25 protein-coding genes and 1 riboswitch are annotated in these 20,627 nt (G+C 46.1%); of the genes, 10 read left to right on the top strand and 15 right to left on the bottom strand.

Annotation, left to right across the window (positions count from 1 at the left end; all coding sequences use genetic code 11):
* Nucleotides 1–13 precede the first annotated feature (13 nt).
* The 3 genes from BN1080_RS17185 to BN1080_RS05335 all read right to left on the bottom strand — a co-directional run bounded on the left by BN1080_RS17185 (nucleotide 14) and on the right by BN1080_RS05335 (nucleotide 1,491).
* Nucleotides 14–172 carry a hypothetical protein gene (locus tag BN1080_RS17185; protein ID WP_199876595.1) on the bottom strand — a complete coding sequence of 53 codons (159 nt, stop codon included), beginning with the start codon at nucleotides 170–172 and terminating at the stop codon, nucleotides 14–16.
* A 106-nt stretch (nucleotides 173–278) separates the two neighbouring features.
* Nucleotides 279–773, bottom strand: a complete 495-nt coding sequence (locus BN1080_RS05340; protein ID WP_052650903.1) for a cupin domain-containing protein — start codon at nucleotides 771–773, stop codon at nucleotides 279–281.
* Between the two features lie 67 nt (nucleotides 774–840).
* On the bottom strand, nucleotides 841–1,491 hold the full coding sequence (locus BN1080_RS05335; RefSeq protein WP_052650902.1) for a LytTR family DNA-binding domain-containing protein: 651 nt from the start codon (nucleotides 1,489–1,491) through the stop codon (nucleotides 841–843).
* A 176-nt stretch (nucleotides 1,492–1,667) separates the two neighbouring features.
* Between BN1080_RS05335 and aceA the strand changes: the two genes are divergently transcribed.
* From aceA to BN1080_RS17180, 3 genes are all read left to right on the top strand, one after another.
* Entirely contained in the window at nucleotides 1,668–2,957 is a 1,290-nt protein-coding gene (gene aceA / locus BN1080_RS05330; RefSeq protein WP_052650901.1) for an isocitrate lyase, read from the top strand.
* A gap of 61 nt (nucleotides 2,958–3,018) precedes the next feature.
* Nucleotides 3,019–4,563 (top strand): malate synthase A, encoded by a 1,545-nt coding sequence (gene aceB, locus BN1080_RS05325; RefSeq protein ID WP_052654412.1) that lies wholly within the window; start codon nucleotides 3,019–3,021, stop codon nucleotides 4,561–4,563.
* An 18-nt stretch (nucleotides 4,564–4,581) separates the two neighbouring features.
* Entirely contained in the window at nucleotides 4,582–4,710 is a 129-nt protein-coding gene (locus BN1080_RS17180) for a YhfH family protein (RefSeq protein ID WP_199876594.1), read from the top strand.
* 133 nt (nucleotides 4,711–4,843) lie between these two features.
* Here the strand turns inward: BN1080_RS17180 and BN1080_RS05320 are convergent, their stop codons facing one another.
* Entirely contained in the window at nucleotides 4,844–5,137 is a 294-nt protein-coding gene (locus BN1080_RS05320; RefSeq protein WP_052650900.1) for a hypothetical protein, read from the bottom strand.
* A gap of 23 nt (nucleotides 5,138–5,160) precedes the next feature.
* Nucleotides 5,161–6,318 (bottom strand): acyltransferase, encoded by a 1,158-nt coding sequence (locus BN1080_RS05315; RefSeq protein WP_052650899.1) that lies wholly within the window; start codon nucleotides 6,316–6,318, stop codon nucleotides 5,161–5,163.
* A gap of 177 nt (nucleotides 6,319–6,495) precedes the next feature.
* On the opposite strand from BN1080_RS05315, the gene BN1080_RS05310 reads away from it, so the two are divergent.
* Nucleotides 6,496–7,155 carry an HAD family hydrolase gene (locus tag BN1080_RS05310; protein ID WP_052650898.1) on the top strand — a complete coding sequence of 220 codons (660 nt, stop codon included), beginning with the start codon at nucleotides 6,496–6,498 and terminating at the stop codon, nucleotides 7,153–7,155.
* 37 nt (nucleotides 7,156–7,192) lie between these two features.
* Here BN1080_RS05310 and BN1080_RS05305 read toward each other — a convergent pair whose 3' ends face one another.
* The gene (locus tag BN1080_RS05305; RefSeq protein WP_052650897.1) at nucleotides 7,193–7,801 is read right to left on the bottom strand and encodes a pyroglutamyl-peptidase I; all 609 of its coding nucleotides are present in this window, start codon (nucleotides 7,799–7,801) and stop codon (nucleotides 7,193–7,195) included.
* Nucleotides 7,802–7,959: 158 nt separating this feature from the next.
* On the opposite strand from BN1080_RS05305, the gene BN1080_RS05300 reads away from it, so the two are divergent.
* The 5 genes from BN1080_RS05300 to BN1080_RS17175 all read left to right on the top strand — a co-directional run bounded on the left by BN1080_RS05300 (nucleotide 7,960) and on the right by BN1080_RS17175 (nucleotide 11,591).
* On the top strand, nucleotides 7,960–8,742 hold the full coding sequence (locus tag BN1080_RS05300; RefSeq protein ID WP_052650896.1) for an ABC transporter substrate-binding protein: 783 nt from the start codon (nucleotides 7,960–7,962) through the stop codon (nucleotides 8,740–8,742).
* 28 nt (nucleotides 8,743–8,770) lie between these two features.
* Nucleotides 8,771–9,430: an amino acid ABC transporter permease gene (locus tag BN1080_RS05295; RefSeq protein ID WP_052650895.1), complete on the top strand. Its 660-nt coding sequence runs from the start codon at nucleotides 8,771–8,773 to the stop codon at nucleotides 9,428–9,430.
* Nucleotides 9,423–10,145, top strand: coding sequence for an amino acid ABC transporter ATP-binding protein (locus BN1080_RS05290; protein WP_052650894.1), 723 nt, complete (start codon nucleotides 9,423–9,425; stop codon nucleotides 10,143–10,145). Before BN1080_RS05295 ends, BN1080_RS05290 begins: the two co-directional genes overlap by 8 nt.
* A gap of 189 nt (nucleotides 10,146–10,334) precedes the next feature.
* Complete coding sequence (locus tag BN1080_RS05285) at nucleotides 10,335–11,222, top strand: hypothetical protein (protein WP_052650893.1); 888 nt, start codon at nucleotides 10,335–10,337, stop codon at nucleotides 11,220–11,222.
* A gap of 201 nt (nucleotides 11,223–11,423) precedes the next feature.
* Complete coding sequence (locus BN1080_RS17175; RefSeq protein ID WP_199876593.1) at nucleotides 11,424–11,591, top strand: hypothetical protein; 168 nt, start codon at nucleotides 11,424–11,426, stop codon at nucleotides 11,589–11,591.
* 64 nt (nucleotides 11,592–11,655) lie between these two features.
* Here the strand turns inward: BN1080_RS17175 and BN1080_RS05280 are convergent, their stop codons facing one another.
* The 5 genes from BN1080_RS05280 to BN1080_RS05260 form a co-directional block, all read right to left on the bottom strand.
* Nucleotides 11,656–12,663: an LLM class flavin-dependent oxidoreductase gene (locus BN1080_RS05280; RefSeq protein WP_052650892.1), complete on the bottom strand. Its 1,008-nt coding sequence runs from the start codon at nucleotides 12,661–12,663 to the stop codon at nucleotides 11,656–11,658.
* A 313-nt stretch (nucleotides 12,664–12,976) separates the two neighbouring features.
* Nucleotides 12,977–13,750: an STAS domain-containing protein gene (locus tag BN1080_RS05275; protein WP_052650891.1), complete on the bottom strand. Its 774-nt coding sequence runs from the start codon at nucleotides 13,748–13,750 to the stop codon at nucleotides 12,977–12,979.
* Entirely contained in the window at nucleotides 13,728–14,381 is a 654-nt protein-coding gene (locus BN1080_RS05270) for a cobalamin B12-binding domain-containing protein (RefSeq protein WP_052650890.1), read from the bottom strand. Before BN1080_RS05270 ends, BN1080_RS05275 begins: the two co-directional genes overlap by 23 nt.
* Nucleotides 14,382–14,385: 4 nt before the next feature.
* Nucleotides 14,386–14,757 carry a hypothetical protein gene (locus BN1080_RS05265; RefSeq protein WP_052650889.1) on the bottom strand — a complete coding sequence of 124 codons (372 nt, stop codon included), beginning with the start codon at nucleotides 14,755–14,757 and terminating at the stop codon, nucleotides 14,386–14,388.
* A complete protein-coding gene (locus BN1080_RS05260) occupies nucleotides 14,754–15,059 on the bottom strand; it encodes an antibiotic biosynthesis monooxygenase family protein (protein WP_052650888.1) in 306 nt (101 codons plus the stop codon). Before BN1080_RS05260 ends, BN1080_RS05265 begins: the two co-directional genes overlap by 4 nt.
* 209 nt (nucleotides 15,060–15,268) lie before the next feature.
* A riboswitch (SAM riboswitch) is annotated at nucleotides 15,269–15,374 on the top strand.
* Between the two features lie 104 nt (nucleotides 15,375–15,478).
* Here BN1080_RS05260 and BN1080_RS05255 point away from each other — a divergent pair.
* Nucleotides 15,479–16,654, top strand: coding sequence for an aminotransferase class I/II-fold pyridoxal phosphate-dependent enzyme (locus BN1080_RS05255; protein ID WP_052650887.1), 1,176 nt, complete (start codon nucleotides 15,479–15,481; stop codon nucleotides 16,652–16,654).
* 69 nt (nucleotides 16,655–16,723) lie between these two features.
* On the opposite strand, the gene BN1080_RS05250 is transcribed toward BN1080_RS05255, so the two are convergent.
* The 4 genes from BN1080_RS05250 to BN1080_RS05235 all read right to left on the bottom strand — a co-directional run bounded on the left by BN1080_RS05250 (nucleotide 16,724) and on the right by BN1080_RS05235 (nucleotide 20,593).
* Entirely contained in the window at nucleotides 16,724–17,965 is a 1,242-nt protein-coding gene (locus BN1080_RS05250) for an NADP-dependent malic enzyme (protein WP_110925581.1), read from the bottom strand.
* Between the two features lie 138 nt (nucleotides 17,966–18,103).
* A complete protein-coding gene (locus BN1080_RS05245; RefSeq protein WP_052650886.1) occupies nucleotides 18,104–18,868 on the bottom strand; it encodes a 3-hydroxybutyrate dehydrogenase in 765 nt (254 codons plus the stop codon).
* A gap of 13 nt (nucleotides 18,869–18,881) precedes the next feature.
* The gene (locus BN1080_RS05240; RefSeq protein WP_052650885.1) at nucleotides 18,882–19,646 is read right to left on the bottom strand and encodes an SDR family NAD(P)-dependent oxidoreductase; all 765 of its coding nucleotides are present in this window, start codon (nucleotides 19,644–19,646) and stop codon (nucleotides 18,882–18,884) included.
* Complete coding sequence (locus BN1080_RS05235) at nucleotides 19,643–20,593, bottom strand: 3-hydroxyacyl-CoA dehydrogenase family protein (protein ID WP_052650884.1); 951 nt, start codon at nucleotides 20,591–20,593, stop codon at nucleotides 19,643–19,645. The genes BN1080_RS05240 and BN1080_RS05235 overlap by 4 nt, the downstream gene beginning before the upstream one ends.
* Nucleotides 20,594–20,627 lie beyond the last annotated feature (34 nt).

Genomic DNA, 20,627 nt, shown 5'->3' with positions numbered 1-20,627 from the left:
TTTTCTGGTCCGGTTAGGCTAAACGGCCGTTTCCGCTTTTCTTATGTCCAGCTGCAAGCGCCAGCTTCTCGGCCATAAGCTGGCCCACTGCGGCGGCAACAGCCTCCTCGTGGTCCATCTTATGACTGCCGAAGCTAACCGGCTCTTTCCGCTTTTCTGTGTCCAGCTGCAACGGCCAGCCTCTCGAGGTCTTAAGCCGTCTCGCCTGTGCGGCAAAAAGCGCCGCTTCGGCAATCCGTCTTAAGCTTGTCGAGGCTAAACGGCCGTTTCCGCTTTTCTTATGACCAAGTTGACAGCAGCGGGCCGTCTTCTCCGTGCACTGGGTCAAGCTGCGGCAATGGGGCGTTTAAAATTTCTTCGAGTACATCGGGGCGTTCCTCCTGCTCACCCAATTTTTTATTGGGCTCGAGACCGCCAGGATAAGCTCCGACTACTTGAAAATCTTCCGTGCTCTCCAGCAATTTATGACCGGTTCCGGCAGGCAAAACTATGACATCCCCCACTCTGACATCGAACGGCTTCCCTTGTTCTCCGCCAAGCTGGATTGTAGCTGAACCTGATCGTACACCCAGCACTTCGTGTGTATTGCTATGGTAATGATGATAATTGAAAACGCCGTCTGTCCAGCTATTGGTCCATTCATTACGGTTAAAGGCCGCCTCGATTTCTTCTGGGTTCGTTTGGAATGCACCTGGATAAATAACCACCGGCAGCCTTGGGTTATTCGGGATCGATCCATCATCTTCGAAATGTACAAACTGTTCTTCTGGCATCTGTTTCACTCCTTTTCTTTCTTATCTCCCTTCTTCCCTTGAACCCTTCGATTAAAACGGTAAAAATCTAAAATCCTAAACGTTCCCTCACTGAACTTGTGTAGTTTTGGCTGACCGGCAGAACCGAGCCATCTTTCATGGTCAATAAATAATTGGAAGAAAAATCGCGGGAAATTTCCATGATGTAGGAAATATTGACAATGTAAGAGCGATGAATAGGCAAAAACCAATCAGGAAGCCGATCTTTCAAATACTTCAAAGTATGGATTGAACAATAAGCTTCTTCGTCTGCATAAAACCACGTCTTCTTTTGGCTGCTTTCGATATGTGAAATTTGTTCGACCGGTATCGGTTTCCATGCCTCATCCACTTTCCCAGTTAGAAAACGTACCGGCTGCTTTTGCCGGATCATGTAGTCCGGCGGGAGGATAATGACAAGCACCCCGGATTTTCCTGCTGCTTGAACCGGGTAGCCAATCCCAAAATAAGCAGCGCCAAGCACAGATTCTTCGACCAGCATTTCTATGCGTTTTCTTTCTGTATATGTACGGTCAGCTACACTTCCCGGCAACACTTCGTCGCCAATGCAGATTTTGAGTTCCCGCTTTCCGGACTTGTAGTAAACGTAACGCCCATCTACTGCAACTGCGATTGAAGCTTCTTCCGGAATCCAATCTCCCATGATAAATCCCATTTGTTTCAATGCCAGCTTTTCCATACACCGATTCCCCTTTCAAATGTCTTTGTCGTGAAATCTTTTCTTTTATCCGCAAATAACGTGTTTTATCCAATATTCAGGACAGTCAAACTATTCTGTTATATATTAATATACATCAAAACAAACTGTATTAATACAGTTGCAATAAAATTTTTTATTCGAAAGGGATGGATGAAATGGCCAACAAACAATACCAAATTGAAGAATTGAAAAAGAGCTGGGAACAGGACAGCAGATGGAATGGAATTGAGCGTCCCTACTCCGCAGAAGATGTTGTGAAACTTCGCGGATCCATTCAAATCGAATATACATTAGCCAAAAAAGGAGCCGAGCGGTTGTTCCGCTCCATTCACGAAAAAGATTTCGTCAACGCTTTAGGCGCATTAACCGGAAATCAAGCCGTCCAGCAGGTTAAAGCCGGATTGGAAGCGATCTATTTGAGCGGTTGGCAAGTTGCTGCGGATGCCAATTCAGCGGGACAAATGTATCCGGATCAAAGTTTATATCCCGTCGACTCGGTTCCGACCGTCGTCAAAAAAATCAACCAGGCACTCATGCGCGCCGACCAGATTGATAACGTCGAAGGCAATGAAGGATTTGATTGGTTCGCACCGATCGTGGCAGATGCAGAAGCGGGCTTTGGCGGCCCGTTAAATGTCTTTGAATTGATGAAAGCGATGATCGAAGCGGGTGCAGCAGGCGTCCACTTTGAAGATCAGTTAGCATCGGAAAAGAAATGCGGCCACTTGGGCGGGAAAGTTTTGCAGCCGACGCAGAATGCCGTCCGCAATTTGGTTTCTGCCCGATTAGCATCTGATGTGCTCGGCGTACCGACGGTCTTAATTGCCCGCACCGATGCAGATGCAGCGGACCTGATCACAAGCGACATCGATCCAGCTGACCATCCATTCATCACGGGCGAACGGACGCCGGAAGGATTCTACCGGACAAAAGCCGGAATTGAACAAGCGATTGCGCGCGGCCTCGCTTATGCCCCTTACGCGGATTTAGTGTGGTGCGAAACTTCGCATCCCAATTTGGAAGAGGCAAAACAATTCGCCGATGCGATCCATGCGAAATTCCCTGGCAAGCTGCTTGCCTACAACTGCTCGCCGTCCTTCAATTGGAAAGCGAAGCTCGATGAAGAAACCATTGCAAAATACCAGGTGGAGCTTGGCAAGATGGGCTATAAATTCCAATTCGTTACACTGGCTGGCTTCCATGCATTGAACCACAGCATGTTCGAGCTTGCGCATGATTATAAAGACAACGGCATGGCCGCCTACTCGAAACTGCAGCAAGCTGAATTTGCAAGCGAAGCAAAAGGCTATACGGCTACTCGCCACCAGCGTGAAGTCGGAACCGGCTACTTCGATGAAGTATCCCAAATCATTTCCGGCGGCACGAGTTCGACAACAGCGATGAAAGGCTCGACTGAAACAGCCCAATTCCAATCGGTGAAATGAAAGGATGAGTTGATTGATCACGAAACCAAATGTCTCCATTAAAAATACCGTAACGCCTGAAATGGAAACGATCCTCACTCCAGAAGCGCTTAGCTTTATTGAAAAGCTGCATGTGAACTTTGATGAAAGGCGCCGCAGCTTGCTTAAACGGCGGCAATTTCGCCAGCAGGAGATCGATGCCGGAAAGCCGCTCGATTTCTTGCCGGAAACGAAACACATCCGCGAAAGCGAGTGGACCATCGCGCCGCTGCCAGACGATATGAAAGACCGGCGTGTGGAAATCACCGGGCCCACTAACCGGAAAATGCTGATCAATGCGTTGAATTCCGGCGCGAAGATGTTCATGGCCGATTTGGAAGATGCGACCGCACCGAATTGGTTCAATGTGATCGACGGGCAGATCAATTTGCGGGATGCGGTCAGGCGGACGATTTCTTTTGAAGCGCCTGGCATCGGAAAAAAATATTTTTTGAATGAAGAAACGGCTGTTTTGATGGTCCGTCCCCGCGGCTGGCATTTATCCGAGAAGAACATTGAGATTGAGGAACGCGCTGTTTCGGGAAGTTTGGTCGATTTCGGCCTTTACTTTTTCCATAACGCGAAAGAGCTGATGGCGCGCGGCACTGGCCCTTACTTCTACCTGCCGAAGATGGAAAGCCATTTGGAAGCGAGGCTTTGGAACGATGTTTTCGTTTTTGCCCAAGACGAGCTCGGCATTCCGCAAGGAACCATTCGGGCGACAGTGCTAATTGAGACCATCCTCGCAGCTTTTGAAATGGATGAGATTTTATATGAACTGCGCGACCATTCAGCCGGTCTGAATTGCGGCCGCTGGGATTATATTTTCAGTGTCATTAAGCGCATGCGGAGCCGGCCGGAGTATTTATTCCCTGACCGGTCGCAGGTGACGATGACCGTTCCCTTTATGCGAGCTTATACGCAATTATGCATCCAGACTTGCCATAAGCGGAACGCTCCGGCACTTGGCGGAATGGCCGCGCAAATTCCGATCAAAGGAAATCCCGAAGCGAATGAAGCAGCTTTCCAAAAAGTGGCGGAAGACAAACGGCGGGAAGCGAAGGATGGCCACGATGGCACTTGGGTCGCCCATCCGGGAATGGTCAAGATAGCAATGGAGCAATTCGATGAACTGATGCCGGCGCCAAACCAGATCCACCGAAAACGGGAAGATGTACAAGTGAGCGCTGAAGCTCTGGTGGAAGTGCCGACCGGCAGCATCACCGAAGAAGGCTTGCGGTCCAACATTTCCGTCGGCATCCAGTATATCGCTTCCTGGCTATCGGGAAATGGCGCTGCCCCAATCAATCATTTGATGGAAGATGCGGCGACGGCCGAAATCTCCCGGTCCCAAGTGTGGCAGTGGATCCGGCATCCGGATGGCGTGTTAGAAGACGGCCGGGACATAACGCTTGAGTTGTTCCATGAAATCATCGAAGAAGAAGCGAATAGGATCAAAGAAACTGCCGGAGATGCCCTTTACCTTTCAGGACATTTTAAAGAAGCCCGTGAATTGTTTACAGAGCTGACGTTGCAAAATGATTTTGCCGAATTTTTGACATTGCCAGGCTACGAAAAACTAAACTAATTACTGGAGGAGATTTCAATGAAAACGACAAAAACTTATGAAACACGCTCTAAGAAAGAATGCCGGGAATGCGGATGCGAAATCAAAGAACAGCGCGAATCCATCATCTACGAATGCGAGCGCTGCATCGCAAGCAAAGACGAATGATTGGTTAGGGCCCTCCTCAAATGGAGGGCCTTCTTTTCAGGCTGTACACCACGGTTTTTATTGGATGATTGATCACAGAACGGCAGAAACCGCTCATACACAAAAAAAGCCGCCAATTTGGCGGCTTTTTCGTTTAATCTTGTTTGGAAGATTGAATGCGGTATCGTGAATCTTCTTCAAGTTTATTGAAAATCTCAATAAAACGGATGCCTTTTGTTTTTTCTTCAGTCGGCGCTTCTTCAGCATCCAACACATCCGCAAGTGGTTTTGCTTCCGGTTCAATGATGCGCGAATCGAAGTCTTCCATGAGGCTTTGCAGGCCATCATAGCCATCCAATTCTTTGTCTTTGCTTACTTGTTCATACAGCTTTTGCGACTCTTCTTCCGTCAATTCGATATAGCCAACCATAATCCTTCTTGCAGCCATCCGATAACCTCCTGTCAAACTCGTTACGTTTCCTTTCTATACCCTTCATTGGAAACGGGATAAACCTCCGGCCCCTTTTCATCCGGCTTTTGCACTTGCCAGAACAAAGGTGCATTTTTCGGCAGCTTGCCATAGACGAAGCTCGCAAAAGGAATAAAACGATGGAACCACCAGATCACGAAATAACAGATGACGGCGACCAGAAGATACTGGAAGAATATCATGAAATGCCAAGAATACCAGCCATCCCTGATAGGGAAATAGATATTCACTTGCGTGATGACATACGGATGCATTAAATAGAACCCGAATGAGTAATAAGCGATATTTTTAATTTTTAGCGTCGTTGTTTCTGCAAACGCAGTTACAAATCGCTCACAGAGATTAAAGAAGAACCATCCTCCGACAACGAGGAAACCGATGCCGATCAGCTTGTATAATTCTTCCGGAATCGGCACACGTGTATTGAAGGCGTTCTGATAACGGATCAACACGTACGGAATCGCCATGGAAAGGAAGGCAAAGAACAGCCAAACCGTTTTGGTCCGCGTGACTTTCGCCGCCAACTCTTCGTAATGCAGACCGATCCAGGCCCCCAGCAAAAAGGCAGCGATTGTAGACATGAAAAACGGACCTGTGACGAGTTGATATTTCAGGTTGGCGAAATAATAGACAAATTCTAAGACAATGCCGACGAGCCACAAATACTTTCGCAGGAAAGCGGACTTCTGGACAATGAACATCAGAACTGGAAAGATCAAATAGAACTGAACGACCAGCGAGATAAAATGGAGTTGGTACTTGCTGCCTCCGTCAATAATATTGTCGATGATGCCAGCCAGATCAAAGACTTTATGGTTGTAGTGGATGGCATCCGCTTCATAGATGATGCACCAGACAACGTATGGAATCAATATGTATACGACTCGTTTGCGGAAATAATCAAAAAGGACTTTCGGTGTCCATTCGCGGTTCCGGTAATTATAGAAAAAAACAATGCCCACAAGCATGATGAACAAACCGGCTTCCACCCGCACAATATTATTCAGAAAATGATAGGACATATGTTGAATCGTATTTGGTGAGAACAAATGGCTGTACGGTGCCGTCACATGGACCAGAACAACCATCATCATCGCAAACACCCGTATGTAATAAATCGATTTAATTTCTTTTTTCAAATTCCATTACCTCCGGAAGAAATTGCAAAGTGAAGGTGCCACTTTTGCCTCTCCCCATCTTATCATAAAATTAGCATGTTTATCTTCCATTAATCAAATGGAGAAACGAGTAGAACAGGTTCCTTATTTCCGTTATGATGTTCTTACAAGAAATTAATAAGGACCGGAGTGATTCATATGCGTGTAGCGATATTTGACTTTGACGGAACCCTGTATTCGAAAGAAACTTTTCAATTGATGATGGACCATTTAAAAACCCACCCGACACACAGCAGCCGGTATCGCCAGTTTTACCGGGCAATCATGCCGCCCTATATCGGTTCGAAATTAAAATTAGTCTCTGTCCAGAAAATGCGCGAGCGCTCTGTTCAAGCCTATTTAGCCGCCTTGAAAAGTTTTACGAAACAAGAAATGGAATCTTATTTCAAAGAGATGGCTGACAAAATGCATGCTGATTTTAATCCGAAAGTTGTGGAGCGCCTTAAGAACCACGTGGACAAAGGCGATTATGTGATGCTCGTTTCAGGCGCTTTTACTCCTTTGCTTCATTCGGTGACGGCTGAATTGCCGATCGAAACCATTATCGGCACGGAGATTCCGTATGCCGACAGCATTTTGGACCATCAAGCCAAGATCAATCATATTCAAGGGCCGATGAAAACCAAAAAAATCCATGAAACATTGGCCGGAAAAGAAATCGACTGGGCAAATAGCTTTGCCTATGGCGACAGCCATTCGGATCTCCCTGTACTGGAACTCGTCGGGCATCCCGTAGCTGTGCAGCCCGAATCGCGCCTCCGGACAGTCGCCGAACAGCGCAAATGGGAAATCATTTAAAAAAGCGATCTGCCAACCATGCGGCAGATCGCTTTTTCTATTCTGCTGCCATTGCTTCAATGCAAAGGCGAATGCCCTTTGCTAAATCGCTGTGCGGCCAGCTTGGAATGCTCCCATGCTGAATCCCTAATTCATGCGAGGCCGGTATATGAATAAACCCTGTCGGCATATTCAATTGCTTCACAGAAGCCAGATGGAGACCTTCGTACATAATGTTATTGCATAGATATGCACCGGCTGTATTCGAAATCTCTGCAGGCAAGCCATTTTGAATCAAGCGTTCAACCATTTTTCGGATAGGCAAAGTCGATAAGTAGGCAGGCTCCCCTGCTTTTTCAATCGGTTCATCTACCGGCTTATGGCCTTTATTGTCCGGCGCACCGTCTTTGAAATTGATCGCAATGCGCTCCGGAGTAATCTTATAGCGGCCTGCCGCTAATCCAAGCGATACCGCTGCTTCCGGTTTAACTTCCTCTATGTACGACAGGAACAATTTGCCGGATTGGTTAAAATCCACCGGCAACACTTTTCCGACGATTTGATAGCCTGCAATATTTTCCCCATCCAGCTCTTCCACTATTTTCATCGTTGGATTGACCGTATAGTCCAAAAATGGTTCAAAGCCGGTCAACAATAGTTTTTTCATCCTTCTCACACCTTTCCCATCCATTATAGCTGAAAATACAGAAAAGTTAAAATACATTTTTATTCAATAAATCGAATAAAAAACCCTTTATTATTTTGAAGTAGTTTGTTAAAATTCATTTAGTTGAATAAATATTCGAAAACTTGGAGGAATTACATATGAAAAAGAAAAACGTTTTATTGGCTATTGCTGCTTCTGCTGCTTTAATGCTTGGAGCATGTGGAAATGATGACTCAGCGTCAGGCAGTTCGGATGCTTCTGACGATGCAAAAGTATTGAAAATGGGCACTTCGGCTGAATTTCCGCCTTTTGAATCCCGCAATGTTGAGGGAGAAATTGTTGGATTTGATATCGATTTGGCTAACCACATTGCCGATGAACTGGGCTATAAACTCGAAATCAATGATATGAAATTTGACGGCTTGATCGGTGCTCTTCAAAACGACCGGGTGGATATGGTCATTGCCGGCATGTCCGCTACTGAACAGCGCAAAGAGAACGTCGACTTTTCGACAGAATACAATCATTCCGGCGAAATGTTCTTGACGCCTAAAGGATCGGACGTAAAAACGCTTGAAGATCTGGAAGGAAAAGTTGTAGGCGTTCAGCTTGGAACGATTCAGGAAGAAGGGGCAAACAGCATCATCAAAGATGAAGGAATCAATTTCGAACTGAAATCCCTTGATGATTCCGGCGCATTGATCCAGGAAATCTTATCAGGCCGCATCGATGCCGCTTACATGGATAAAGCTGTGGCAAAAGGCTATATCGATGCTCAAGATCTAGATGCATTTGATGATCCGACAACCGCTTCGCCTGGAATGGCTGTCGCTTTCCCGAAAGGCGGCGATCTTGTAGAAGATGTGAATAAAGTTCTTGCCGAAATGGAAGAAAGCGGAAAAATGGATGAACTAAAAGAGAAATGGGAGATTCTAGAATAATCTTTCTTATAGAAAAGAGTTGGATATTATGAACTTGGATTTTTCACAAATCGTCCCGTACATCCCTTTCATGCTGGAAGGGATTTGGGTGACATTAAAATTTGTCTTCTTTGCGATTATATTAGGAGCCATCCTCGGAACGATTTTAGCTTTGTTCAAAATCGGCAGCATCAAACCGCTGCGCTGGTTCGCTGATGCCTATACGTCAATCTTCCGCGGAACGCCGTTGATTTTGCAATTGATGATCATTTACTATTCCATCCCGCAATTAACGGGCTATGACATCTCGCCTTTCCTTTCTGCTATCCTGGCATTCGGATTAAATTCTTCCGCCTATATCTCAGAAATCATCCGGGCCGGCATACAGGCTGTGGATAAAGGGCAGATGGAAGCAGCACAGGCGCTTGGCATCCCTTATCGCGCGATGATGAAAGACATCATTTTGCCGCAGGCATTGAAGAACATCCTCCCTGCTTTGATGAATGAATTTATCACCTTGACGAAAGAATCTGCCATCGTCTCGACCATCGGCTACCTCGATTTGATGCGCCGCGCACAAGTCGTCGGCTCCGACCTTTTCCGCAACTTCGAACCCTTGTTGTTTGTCGGCTTGATTTACTGGTGCCTGGTCATGGGCTTGACGGTGCTTGGCAGATTGTTCGAACGGAGGTTGAAACTAAGTGATTAAAGTAGAGAAGCTATATAAGAAATTTGGCAGCAACGAAGTCCTAAAGGACATTTCCACTGAAATCAAAAAAGGCGAGGTGGTTTCGATCATCGGCCCTTCCGGCTCCGGAAAATCGACGTTTCTCAGATGCCTGAACCTGCTTGAAACACCGACTTCCGGTACCGTGATCGTGAATGGCCAGAATTTATCGGGGCCGAAAAAAGACATTCAGAAAATCCGGCAACAGATCGGCATGGTGTTCCAGCATTTCCACCTCTTCCCTCATCTGACGGTTTTAGAGAATTTGACGTATGCCCCGATGAAAGTCAAAGGCGAGAAAAAAGCTTTGGCCGAAGACAAGGCGCGGACATTGCTAAAACGCGTCGGATTGTCGGATAAGGAAAAAGCCTATCCAAGCAGCTTGTCCGGCGGGCAAAAACAGCGTGTAGCCATTGCCCGGGCTTTAGCTATGGAACCGGAACTGATGCTTTTCGATGAACCGACTTCCGCGCTTGATCCGGAAATGGTGAAAGAAGTGCTCGAAGTTATGAAAGACTTGGCAAAATCCGGCATGACAATGGCCGTTGTCACACATGAAATGGGCTTCGCCCGCGAAGTGGCAGACCGCGTTCTTTTCCTCGACCACGGTGTATTGGTCGAAGACGGAGAACCTGTTGAGTTTTTCAGCAGCCCGAAAACCGAACGAGCCAGAGATTTTTTGGAGAAAGTGTTATAGGAAAGCGCCCATTGCGGCGCTTTTTTTATTTCCGAACGACTTCCTATGCCTTCTGAAGGGTCCAGCCTACTCTATGGGCAGCTCTTTTTCTCACCGGCACTTGTTCATCCGATGCTCATATCTCCTCCCGCTTATTTTGATTCCCTCGTGATATAATCAAAGCAGTTTGAAATAATAGAGGTGGAAAATTTGATTCGAAAGATTATACTCTCAGTCGCTGTGTTCTTTTTCATGGCGCTGATCCTGTTTACCGGCATGATGTTTTTGAAAAACGAAGCAGAAGTGTACTCGCAAGGTGAAGTGAAGCTGACGGTGGAAAAGCCGACGTTTTTCACCCTGTCAGAGGCTGAGCCAACAGAAGATGGCGAAAACCTGGTTTATGAACACGCAATTACCTTTTTCGGGATTCCGCTTGGAACTTACACTCTTGTTGAACGAACGCTTGAAAACGGCGTAGCGATCGTCTTTGAAGAAATCAACAACACGAGCTGGATGCCTTATGCGCTGTCATTGAATACAAACGGTTTGAAAGAGGCCAAAGTAAAATCATGGAATGAAGAACCGATTTCTCGCGAAGAAGATCCCGTATACGGCAATGACCCTACCCGCAACCCTTTTGGCACAATCAGCTCTTCCGAGAATGAGATATTGCAAGGGAATTTATACGTATCCCGGCAAATCCCTCTTGGCAACGGCAATAAAGTCCAGGAACTGCGCCATGAAATCCCGGATTTGACTTTAGAAGAAGGCAGCTTGCTAAAAAGCTTCTGGCTCCCCCCAAAACATCAAGCGCAAACGTGGTTCATGTTAGGGCAAACGCCTTTCTTTGAATCCGAAGAGAAGGAAGACGAATGGATTCAATTTGCCGCTGAAAATCGCCGGCAGCAGCTAAACTGGCTGACTCCAGCCGGTCCTTTGGTTAAAGTTGAACAAACAGACGACCTTCGCACCGAGCTCGCCTATGATTTAAACGAAGATCGGACAGCAGATATGGTTTCAGCAGAATGGAATGAAAAATCTCCTTCCCTCTTTTTTGAATCGATGGAACTGAATGCTGAAATCAATTTAAGTAAATGATTAAAATCCGCAAAAGCGAAGCTGCTTTTGCGGATTTTTTGTATGAAACACTTCCCTTCGCCCCGCCATTTGAAAACAGCAGAAAAGCCAAGCCCATTCACTTCCAATAAAGCAGAATAGTCAGTATAATTGATTGAGAGAGAATAATTCATCCATCATCCTTTTAGCGAAGTATATAATTCACGAGGAGGTTATTTCATCATGGAACGCGCGCGAGTGGACCAAAAAGAAATTTCCCGTCTCTTGGAAGAAGATTACTATGCTGTATTGAATATGATTGGCGAAGGTGGACCGGATTATGCGGCTATTGAGGATGATGCGCCTGAAGAAGTGAAGCGCGACGCTAAAAAAGCAGAAGAGCTTCAATAAACTTCAGATTTGCAAGTACGATAAGACCCCGGGAAAGCAATGCTTTCCCGGGGTCATTTTTCTGTTATTCCATTAACTCGGCAACAATTTCATAAGAACGGAGCCGGTCTTTTTGGTGGAAAATCTGCGAATTGATGATCACTTCGTTCGCCCGTGTTTTATTGATGAAACTGCGCAGTTTTTCGCGCACCACATCCGGCGTTCCGACAATCATGGATTCCGAATCCAATTTCTCGCGGAAAATCGCAATTTCGCGGTCTGTCCATTCCTCTTCCAAATTGTCGATCGGCGGCATAAACGTCGTCGGCATCCCGCGCATCAGCGCAAACATCTGCTGCTGGCTGGAAGTTGCTAGCCACTCGGCCCGTTCCTGGGTATCTGCCGCAATCACATTGACGCCAACCATTGCATAAGGCTCTTGCAAGTCTTTCGATGGTTTAAAATTCTGATGGTACAATTGCATCGCCTGCATCGTATAGTCCGGTGCAAAATGGCTGGCAAATGAGAAAGGCAAGCCTTTCACTGCTGCAAGCTGTGCGCTATAGCCGCTTGAGCCTAATAGCCATAATGGAATATTCAACCCGATTCCTGGATAAGCCTTGACGCGGCCAATCGGGTTATCGGAAAAATAATTCTGCAGTTCAGCGACAGATTGCGGGAATTCATCCACATTGCTTTGCAAATTTCTGCGGAGCGCATAAGCCGTTGCTTGGTCGCTGCCTGGTGCCCGGCCAAGTCCAAGGTCGATGCGCCCGGGATAAATCGTCTCGAGCGTTCCAAATTGTTCAGCGATGACGAGCGGAGAATGATTGGGCAGCATTACGCCGCCTGATCCCACTCGGATCGTATTTGTATGGCCAGCAATATGGCCAATTAATAAAGACGTAGCCGAACTGCCGATTCCCGGCATATTGTGATGCTCAGCAAGCCAGTAGCGGTTAAAGCCCCATTTCTCTACATGCTGGGCAAGTTCCACACTATTCGCAAAAGACTCAGCCGTCTCGCTGCCTTCATTGATTGGCGCTAAATCCAAAACGGATAAGGGAATATTTTCAAATTTCTTTTGATTCATCTGATTTTCACTCCTTGTCCCTCATATTGTAGCGACTTTACGAGATAAAGGCATGCAATCAGCTCATACACGAAGCACAAAGTGATGCAGGAGCAATATATGTTTTAGACGGACCGCGAGGAGGCTGTTGCCGCCGCAGCGGGCTGGCTTATAGCCGAGAAGCTGGCTCTTGCAGCTGGACATAGAAAAGCGGAAGCGGCCGGGTTGGCTTATGATCCCGAGTGGCTGGCGCTGGAGTCTGGACATAGAAAAGCGGAAGCGGCTCGCTATACAAATCCACCTAAATAAAAAAAGCCAACTCGAGATTTTCGAGTCAGCTTTTGCTGGTTTCTGGACGCAAGGCAATGACTTCCTGCAGCGAAGAAGCAAATTTTACATACATTAGCGATTGGAGATGGTGCAGCTTTTTTGCATGGCTCGGCTTTACGCCACAAATAATGCTTTCTGTTCCCATGACGGAGATTGTCTGTAGAAGGGATTCTAAGCTGGTCAATCCTTGGCTTGTAATTTTCGTTATAGCCGTAAAATCCATAATGGTCGTTTCCGCATTCACTTGATAAATATTTTCCAGCAGGCGGGCACTCACGGCTTCCACTTTTTCTCTGGATAATTCTCCAAATACCGGAATCAGCAGCCGCATGCTATCCAATTGGATGCATGGGGCTGACAATTCCTGGACTTGCTGCAGCAAATCAGCTGTCCGCTCTTTTTCCAGGAATAAATCATAATCGGTTTCATTCAGCCGGGAACGAAGCTGGGCGAGCTGCTGAACGATGCCTGCCAGTTCATCATCTTTCGGAACAAGGATGACGGATAAGCTAAATTGGCTGTCCCATTTAGCAAAAACATCGGCCAAAATCAGCTTGCTTGGCTGCGCAATTACATTCAGCTCAAACTTTTCAACTGCCATTCCAGAAGCCAGCATCTTCCTTGCCTTATTCGCACTTGCTTCATCGACAATTTCCAAGAATGACGAAACCTTGCCGAATAGGCGCAGCGCTTCTTCGGAACAATTGACTACTGAAAGCTTTTCATTTAACCGAAAAGCCGGGAGCGGCAAGTCATCATATTGAAATTCTGTATTCATCGTCCGGCTCCTCTCCCGTTTTGATCCAGTGTTCCAGTTGCTCAAGGTCTTTCACTAAAATGGCGCCTTCCTCAATCAGGATGCGGCTGCTTTCAAAGGCAGCGGCCCGCCCTCCGACGATGATTGCAGGAGCATGCGCCAATTCTTTAAATTTATTTATATACGCTTTTAAAGTTGGCATGCGATAAACGAGCGCTGCCGATAAAGCGATGGCGTCCGGCTGCCACCGATTAGCAGCTTCCATTGCGTGGTCAAGCGGCATATTGGGCCCTAAATAATTGACGGACCAATCGTGTTCCCGAAAAAGGCTTGAGACCATTTTCAATCCGATGTAATGCTCTTCCCCTTCCGGTCCCAGCACCATAACTTTTCGTTTTGCAGCGTGTTCTTCTTCTCTGCGTTTATCTATGACCGAAACGACAAAATCACAAATAGCTGTCGCAAGGTGTTCGTCTGCCACTGAAATTGCATTGGTTTCCCATAACTCGCCAATATGGTACATGGCGGGCGTTAATAGCTGATCAAAAAGTTTTTTCCGATTATGGCTGTCGAGAAATTGCTGGACTTGCTTCAGCGCTTCCCGGTCATTGCCCTGCAAAAAAAGTTCTGCCAGTTCGGTTGGTTGAATCATCTGATCAACCTCCCTTCTTCAAATTGCTGCCTTTCAATAAATCATTTGCTTCTTGAAGGCATTGCTGCATAAATTCTTTTTCTTTCTGTTCAGCTTCTGCTTCAATGAAGCCTATAAGTCTCTCAAAGTTATCTATGATCAAATCGGCTCCGACATTCCGGCTCGTTAATACCTTTTCCAGCCATATCGTGTAATCCAAAAACACTTGTTTATCGTTTAAATCATACGCTGTTTCCAAATGGTCAAGATGATGCAGATTGTCTTTTTCCGTATGTTCAAATCCACGCTCACCGAAACGATCCCATAAAAATGGGTAGGCTTCATAGATTTGATTGGCTGTGCTTTTGGCGATTTGCTTCTTTAACGCTTGATTCATTCTGCTACCACCTCATACTGATGCACTTTCGGTACAATTCCGGCCAGCGCTTTGTCGGGGTAATGCTTTTCGAGATCATGGATTTCCTTGAATTCGCTGCTTCTTACCCATTCCATATAAGCCTCTTTCGAATGCCATTCCAGATGGACAGTCAGTTCATTGCGCTTCTTTGTATTCTGGATCAGCCGGAAAGAATGGAATCCCGGCGCTTTATCGACCCGTCTCGAACGTTTTCGGTAAATATCAATGAGGTCCTGAGTCTTCTCTTCAGGCACCACAACAGTGGACGTCACAATATACATCAGATTACCCCTTTGAATTAAAGTGTTGATATCCATTATAGCCTTTCGTCTTTCGAATTAAAAGGAATCCCCTATTTGCGGTTAAAGCATTAGGATATTAACGTTTCCCCTTTTTATTAAAAGAATATTTTAATAATTTTCCTTGCAGTTTCTGTCAAGATGGTTTAAGCTTGAAGACATCGCAGCATCCATAACTTCATATTATGTATTTCTTATCAAGAGAGACGGAGGGATTTGGCCCTTTGATGTCTCAGCAACCAGCCTGAAGAAGGCCACGGTGCTAATTCCAAAAGGCTTCGGCCTTAAAGATGAGAAGAACGCGTTCCTTATGAAACGGAGCTTTCTTCTTGCTGAAGAAAGCTCCATTTTTCGATTCACGAATAGGAGCCGTTCTTTACAACTAATAGGAGGTTTTTATGATGACCAACCACTTAGAGACTCGTTTTATCCATTCAACCGGCGTAGACAAAGAAACAGGGGCGGTCAATGTCCCTATTTATTTGTCTTCCACTTATCATCAGCCCAATATTGATGAGTTCGGACCATTCGACTACAGCCGATCCGGCAATCCGACGCGCCAAAAGTTAGAGGAAACCATTGCAAAACTTGAAAATGGCACCCGCGGGTTTGCCTTTTCTTCGGGCATGGCCGCCATCTCCTCTGCTTTCATGCTCCTATCTGCGGGAGACCACGTCCTTGTTTCGGAAGACGTTTACGGCGGAACTTACCGTTTCGTCACAGAAGTCCTGAACAAATTCAATATCGACTACACATTTGTCAATATGACCGATCTCAGTGAGATGGCTTCGGCTATCCGCGAAAACACAAAGGTCATCTATATCGAAACGCCTTCAAACCCGGTGATGAACATCACCGATATTGAAATTGCGGCTAAACTTGCCAAAGCAAACGATTGTTTAACTTTTGTTGATAATACATTCATGACGCCTCTTTATCAAAACCCGCTTGATCTTGGAGCAGACATCGTTTTGCATAGTGCTACAAAATTCCTTTCTGGCCACAGCGACATCATTGCCGGGCTTGCCGTGACAAAGGATGAAGAACTCGGCAGCCGGCTCGCTTTTATCCAGAACACATTCGGTTCGATTTTAGGGGCGCAAGATTCCTATTCACTCCTTCAAGGCATCAAAACACTTGGAGCCCGTATGAAACAGTCTTCCGCATCAGCCCGCATCATTGCTGATTATTTGCATAGCCACCCCGTTGTTGAAGAAGTCTATTATCCAGGATTCCGATTCCATCCAGGGAATCCGATTCATGAGCGACAAGCACGTGGGGCTGGCGCGGTTTTGTCTTTGCGGCTTGCCGATAAAGCGGCTGCTAAAGTTTTTGTCGATAGTTTGCAAATCCCGGTTTTCGCGGTATCGCTCGGAGCCGTTGAAACGATTCTGTCGTATCCAGCCACCATGTCTCATGCCGCTATGCCCCAAAAACAGCGTGAGCAGCGCGGCATTACCGACGGCTTGCTGCGATTGTCCGTTGGGTTGGAATATACGGATGACTTGCTTGAAGATCTCGAGCAAGCATTGAAAAAAGTCCATCAAACCAGTCCACAAGCCATATTCTCTAAATAAATGCTGCCCAAATCAAAAAAGCCGTCCATCTTCTAAAAGGTGAACGGCTTTCTTCTATATTATATATGGTTACTCTTTTACGATAACCGCTGTGAAGTCATCAGCACTTTCAGCATCAAGATTCGGACAAGTGGAATAGTTTGCTACCCCTGTTTCAATTGCCGCCTGGGCTACCGCTTTGGCAACTGCTTCAGCCACGCGCAGATCGAAGGGAGCCGGAATGACATAGTCCTCCCGGAGTTCATGCTCTCCAATCAAATCGGCTATAGCTTCCACTGCAGCGATTTTCATTGCATCATTGATTCCACTGGCTTGCACGTCCAGCGCTCCTCTGAATATGCCCGGAAAAGCTAATACATTATTCACTTGGTTCGGAAAATCTGAACGCCCCGTGCCGATTACTTTGGCTCCTGCCCGCTTAGCTTCATGGGGCAAGATTTCCGGGTTTGGATTGGCCATTGCAAAAATGATGGGATCTTCTGCCATCTCCCTCACCATTTCTTCGGTTAACGCGCCTTCTGCAGAAACTCCAATAAAGACGTCCGCACCGATAATGACTTCGTGGAGCAATCCTTCCTTGCGCTCATAGTTGGTCATCTCCGCTACTTCTTCTTTAAAAGGATTCATTCCATAAGCTCGGCCTTTGAAAATCGCACCTTTTGTATCGCACATCATCACATTCGTAAAACCGAATTTACTCAAAAGCTTGACCACAGCAATCCCCGCAGCGCCTGCTCCGTTCACAACGACTTTCGTGTCGGCAATTTCTTTGCCGACCAATTTTAGCGCATTGACCAGGCCAGCTAAAGTAACAATGGCGGTTCCATGCTGGTCGTCATGGAATACAGGAATATTCATCTCTTCTTTTAAACGCTGTTCCACGATAAAGCAAGCCGGTGCTGAGATATCCTCTAAATTCACACCACCAAATCCGGGTTCCAATAGCTTCACGGTCTGGATAATGGTTTCGGCATCTGTTGTTCCAAGGCAAATCGGAAAAGCATCCACTCCGGCAAACTCTTTAAAAAGCACGGCTTTTCCTTCCATGACAGGCAAGGCAGCTTTCGGACCAATATTTCCAAGTCCGAGTACAGCAGTGCCGTCTGTGACAACGGCGACTGTATTGCCTTTCATCGTGTAGTCGTAGACTTTGGCCGGATCCTGCGCAATTTCCTTGCACGGTTCAGCCACTCCTGGAGAATAAGCGAGGCTTAAATCGCGTCCATTTTCTACTGCCACTTTTGACCGGACTTCCAACTTCCCTTTATGCTGCAGATGCAATTGCAAAGAGTCATTTCTCAGATTCGACATCGCTTCATCTCCTTCAATACATAATGGTTCATTATAGAGGGATTTCGAAAAATTAAAAGACTTTTTCATAATATTCGGACTTTTGACTGATGGGTTAAAGAAAGGAAGCGCTTTCTCTTATCGCTTCCTTCCTATTTTTTATTGTGCGGTATAGCCGCCATCCAAAATAATAGCTTGCCCCGTCATTCCTTTAGCAGAATCACTTGCCAGATAGAGGGCTAAATCGGTAATTTCTTTAACATCAAGCAAACGCTTTTGCGGCACTAGTGGATAAAGCACTTCTTCCAACACTTGCTCAAGCTCAATATTCCGTGTTTTTGCTAAATCTGCAAACTGATTCCGCACCAGTAAAGTATCCACGTACCCTGGACAAATCGCGTTTACGGTAATACTATCAGCAGCCGCTTCAAGTGCCGCCACTTTCGTTAATCCGATGACACCATGTTTGGCGGAATTATAAGCCGCTTTTCCTGCAAAGCCGATAACGCCGTTAATGGACGCCATATTGAGAATGCGGCCGAATTTCTGTTCGCGCATATAAGGCAAAGCATATTTGGTCGCAATAAATGGAGCTGTTAACATAATTTTAACGAGCAGTTCAAACTTCTCCGTCGGAAAATCTTCCAACAGGGAAACGTGCTGCATTCCGGCATTGTTAACCAGAAAATCTAAGCGGCCAAACGTCTCAACCGTATAATCTATTGCATTTTTGATATCTTGCTCCTTTGTCACATCGCAAACAATGCCCTGCGCTTCTCCAGGCATTTTTGCCGCAGCTTCATCCACTGCTTGTTGTGTCAAATCCGAAATAACCACTTTGGCGCCTGCTGCTGAAAAGGCATGTGCAATGTCAAATCCAATTCCCCTCGCGGCTCCTGTAATAAACAAGACTTTCCCTTCCATTTAGAACCCTCCTTTAAATAGCGGTCCAGCCGCCATCCACTTTGATTGTTTCACCCGTAACGAAATTTGCTAGATCCGATGCTAGGTACAAAACAGCACCTGAGATATCTTTTGGCTGAGAGAGCCCGTCCAATAAGATACGGCGATTGACGTCTTCTTGAAAATCCAGATCTTCGAACATCTTGGAAGTCAGCTCGGTTTCAATAAACGTCGGCGCCACCCCATTGACGTGAACACCGTGTTCCGCCCATTCCACAGCCAAAGCTTTCGTCAATTGAACCAGGCCGCCTTTGCTTGAACAATAAGCTGCCCTTTTTACATAGCCGACAAATGCCATTTGAGATGCGATATTAATGATTTTCCCGCTTTTTTGGGCAATCATATACTTGGCGGCGGCTTGACTGGCGAAAAAAACAGACTTTAAATTTAAATCGAGAACGGTATCCCAGTCTGCTTCTGTCACTTCCATCGCTGGCTTGGCAATATTGACTCCTGCATTATTAACTAAAATATCCACCGTACCAAACTGTTCGGCGGCTGCATCAATTAATTTACGGACGTTTTGAATTTCGCTTAAATCACCTTGAACCGCGAAGCAGCTGCTGTTAAACTTCTTTAGCTCTGCTAAAGCTTCATTTAATGCCTCTTCACTGCGCCCAGAAATGACCACATTGGCTTTCAGTTCAGCAAAAGTCAAAGCAATTTCTTTGCCGATGCCTTTGCTTCCCCCAGTGACTACCACTGTTTTTCCTGCAAGTTCTGAAAAGTAATTCTTCACGGACGGATGCCTCCGGTTCTTTTAAGATCATTTTTCAAAAAATGGATCAGCGTCTGTTCGCGCTCTTCATTGATTTTGTCTGAGGTTTCCGCTTCCCAATCATAGAATCCCTTGCCGCTCTTATCACCGAATTTATTTTCCTTCACAAGTCTTGTCAATGTTTCACCTGAATGTTGATCTGTTGCTAAATCTTCAAACAAATAATTTGAAATGGCCGAGAATACATCCAACCCGCCTAAATCTGCAGTCATTAACGGACCTGTAACAGGCAGTCGCCGGCCAATGCTGTATGTAACGGCTGCATCAATGTCTTCTTTGGTTGCGGCTCCTGAATCCAGCAGCGCTTGCGCTTCACGAAACAACGCATATTGAAGCCGATTGCCGATAAAGCCGGGCAATTCCTTTTGCAGCAAAATCGGCTTCTTGCGCATGGAATGGATCATGGCCATTGCCCGCTCTACAGTTGCATCAATCGTTTTTTCTCCTTTTACCACTTCGACTAAAGGGATAAGATGTCCAGGATTCCAAAAATGAGTTACGATGAATCGCTGAGGGACTTTCATATCCGCTGCCAGCAGGCTCGGCATGAACCCGGACGTATTGCTTGCGATGATGACATCTTCGTCCACCAATGCTTCTAACCGTGCATACATTTCTTTCTTCAACTCAAGAACTTCTGGAATCACTTCAATAATAATGGTACTTTCGGAAACAACTTCTTCCAAAGAGGACGAAAAATAAATCCGGCTGTTGATCCGATTTGCTTCTTCCTCATCAAAAAGTCCATTGGCAGCCATAACTTTCAATTTTCTGTTGAGCCCTTTAGCTGCAAGAGCCAAATCTTGCTCATCAATTCCGTAAACGTTTATATTTTGCCCAAACCATGCAGCTGATAAAGCAATGGAATGCCCCATTGTCCCACAGCCAAGAATCGAAATTTTTTCCATTCTTTACACCCCTTTTATATGTTATGAAACGAAG

Origin of the sequence: Planococcus massiliensis, from assembly GCF_000821325.1 — a bacterium.
Taxonomy (GTDB): Bacteria; Bacillota; Bacilli; order Bacillales_A; family Planococcaceae; genus Planococcus; species Planococcus ruber.
The sequence above is the reverse complement of the archived record's forward strand: the minus strand, read 5'-3'. Positions and strand labels throughout refer to the sequence as shown.

Excerpts from the sequence above, each read along its gene's own strand:
- BN1080_RS05260 (WP_052650888.1), bottom strand. The coding sequence starts at position 15,059 with ATGTATATTGTGACGTCCACTGTTGTGGTGCCTGAAGAGAAGACTCAG.
- BN1080_RS05255 (WP_052650887.1), top strand. The coding sequence starts at position 15,479 with ATGACCAACCACTTAGAGACTCGTTTTATCCATTCAACCGGCGTAGAC.
- BN1080_RS05265 (WP_052650889.1), bottom strand. The coding sequence starts at position 14,757 with ATGAATCAAGCGTTAAAGAAGCAAATCGCCAAAAGCACAGCCAATCAA.
- BN1080_RS05280 (WP_052650892.1), bottom strand. The coding sequence starts at position 12,663 with ATGAATCAAAAGAAATTTGAAAATATTCCCTTATCCGTTTTGGATTTA.
- BN1080_RS05235 (WP_052650884.1), bottom strand. The coding sequence starts at position 20,593 with ATGGAAAAAATTTCGATTCTTGGCTGTGGGACAATGGGGCATTCCATT.
- BN1080_RS05275 (WP_052650891.1), bottom strand. The coding sequence starts at position 13,750 with ATGAATACAGAATTTCAATATGATGACTTGCCGCTCCCGGCTTTTCGG.
- BN1080_RS05320 (WP_052650900.1), bottom strand. The coding sequence starts at position 5,137 with ATGGCTGCAAGAAGGATTATGGTTGGCTATATCGAATTGACGGAAGAA.
- BN1080_RS05245 (WP_052650886.1), bottom strand. The coding sequence starts at position 18,868 with ATGGAAGGGAAAGTCTTGTTTATTACAGGAGCCGCGAGGGGAATTGGA.
- BN1080_RS05335 (WP_052650902.1), bottom strand. The coding sequence starts at position 1,491 with ATGGAAAAGCTGGCATTGAAACAAATGGGATTTATCATGGGAGATTGG.
- aceB (WP_052654412.1), top strand. The coding sequence starts at position 3,019 with ATGGAAACGATCCTCACTCCAGAAGCGCTTAGCTTTATTGAAAAGCTG.
- BN1080_RS05250 (WP_110925581.1), bottom strand. The coding sequence starts at position 17,965 with ATGTCGAATCTGAGAAATGACTCTTTGCAATTGCATCTGCAGCATAAA.
- BN1080_RS05270 (WP_052650890.1), bottom strand. The coding sequence starts at position 14,381 with ATGATTCAACCAACCGAACTGGCAGAACTTTTTTTGCAGGGCAATGAC.
- aceA (WP_052650901.1), top strand. The coding sequence starts at position 1,668 with ATGGCCAACAAACAATACCAAATTGAAGAATTGAAAAAGAGCTGGGAA.
- BN1080_RS05310 (WP_052650898.1), top strand. The coding sequence starts at position 6,496 with ATGCGTGTAGCGATATTTGACTTTGACGGAACCCTGTATTCGAAAGAA.
- BN1080_RS05295 (WP_052650895.1), top strand. The coding sequence starts at position 8,771 with ATGAACTTGGATTTTTCACAAATCGTCCCGTACATCCCTTTCATGCTG.
- BN1080_RS05305 (WP_052650897.1), bottom strand. The coding sequence starts at position 7,801 with ATGAAAAAACTATTGTTGACCGGCTTTGAACCATTTTTGGACTATACG.
- BN1080_RS17180 (WP_199876594.1), top strand. The coding sequence starts at position 4,582 with ATGAAAACGACAAAAACTTATGAAACACGCTCTAAGAAAGAATGCCGG.
- BN1080_RS05300 (WP_052650896.1), top strand. The coding sequence starts at position 7,960 with ATGAAAAAGAAAAACGTTTTATTGGCTATTGCTGCTTCTGCTGCTTTA.
- BN1080_RS17175 (WP_199876593.1), top strand. The coding sequence starts at position 11,424 with ATGGAACGCGCGCGAGTGGACCAAAAAGAAATTTCCCGTCTCTTGGAA.
- BN1080_RS05340 (WP_052650903.1), bottom strand. The coding sequence starts at position 773 with ATGCCAGAAGAACAGTTTGTACATTTCGAAGATGATGGATCGATCCCG.